The organism is Terribacillus saccharophilus, from assembly GCF_002272075.1.
Lineage (GTDB): Bacteria > Bacillota > Bacilli > Bacillales > Amphibacillaceae > Terribacillus > Terribacillus saccharophilus_A.
In genome coordinates, this window is record NZ_NPBJ01000048.1 from 1 (window position 1) to 1,192 (window position 1,192).

Consider the following 1,192-nt stretch of genomic DNA (forward strand, 5'->3'; position numbering starts at 1 on the left):
GTCTTGAAAGTGCTTCGAGAAACAGGTGTCAATACAGACCCACAAGGAAGAGCTATTTCAGAACTGAATGAAGTTTTGGAAGGTATTAACGAAACATTGGACCAGGTGGACGAAAGAGGCGCTATAAAGAGATTGAAGGATATTCGCTATGAGTTTAACCCAAAATACTTTGATTACTCTTTAGCAGCCGAATCAATTTTTAGAAAGGTTATGACTTGCGTTTCACTAGAAACATTGAGTTTATCTAGCATTCATATCGCTTTGGATTATTCGGTGGATATAAACTCTTTGCAGATAACGGATGTTAAAAGCCGTAAAGAAAACATATTTAGAGGAACGAATAAAAGAGTGGAGACAATTTATTTTGGGAAGAGAGCTAGTCGAAATCATATCATTATTTACGATAAGAAATTAGAGAACGAGAATAATGACAGTATCGATCAGTATCCCGATGAAAAGAATGTCACACGATTTGAAGCACGATTAAAAAATAATTATGCTAGAGATTTTCTCACTGGGGAATTTAATCCGTTTGAAGGGATAATCATTAGTGATGATTTTGAAGGTTCAGTGTTGGCTGATGATAGTTTGACAGATAGTCAAGCAGGAAAGATTCTTCTTTATTTCAGACATCCGGACAGATTACATAGAACATCATCTGCAACTAAAAAAAGATTCCAAGCGATGATGAAATCCTATGCAGGTCTACATCTTAATGTAGCAGGGGACTATATAGAACAAAAAAACTCCCTAGTTGGCGAACTAGAGAGTTGGTTTAAACCTTTATCTAAACAACAGTATACCAAAATTCAATGAGAAATATAAGTAAGAAAGACCAGTATTTATAGGCTCATTCAACGCTTTTCCGAATGATCCTATAAATAGCTGGCAAGCAACCGTAAGGGCGGTAGCTATTTACATACTAGGAGGTGTACATAATGACAAAAGAAGAGATAGAGGAGTTGAAAGAAGTATATACAGAGCTTTACGAGGAAGCAAAAGCAAATAAAGATGCTCATTTAGTATTCAGATATAAAGATGAACTAAAGTTTGTGGATTACCTTTTAAGTACATACGAAGATTAATTTTATTTTTTTAGAGGAAATCAAATTTAAAAATTTAAATTTTTAAATATATAAATTTAAATCTATGGTATACTACATACAGAAAGAACGAAAATAAAACTTTTTTG

General features: G+C 33.4%; 2 protein-coding genes. Both read left to right on the forward strand.

Features of this window, described 5'->3' with window-relative positions; translation table 11 throughout:
* The coding region (locus CHH48_RS19085; RefSeq protein ID WP_141230093.1) for a replication initiation factor domain-containing protein at nt 1-816 on the forward strand (816 nt) is incomplete at its 5' end.
* Between the two features lie 122 nt (nt 817-938).
* Complete coding sequence (locus tag CHH48_RS19655; RefSeq protein WP_176466765.1) at nt 939-1,085, forward strand: hypothetical protein; 147 nt, start codon at nt 939-941, stop codon at nt 1,083-1,085.
* The last annotated feature ends 107 nt before the right edge of the window (nt 1,086-1,192 follow it).

Excerpts from the sequence above, each read along its gene's own strand:
- CHH48_RS19655 (WP_176466765.1), top strand. The coding sequence starts at position 939 with ATGACAAAAGAAGAGATAGAGGAGTTGAAAGAAGTATATACAGAGCTT.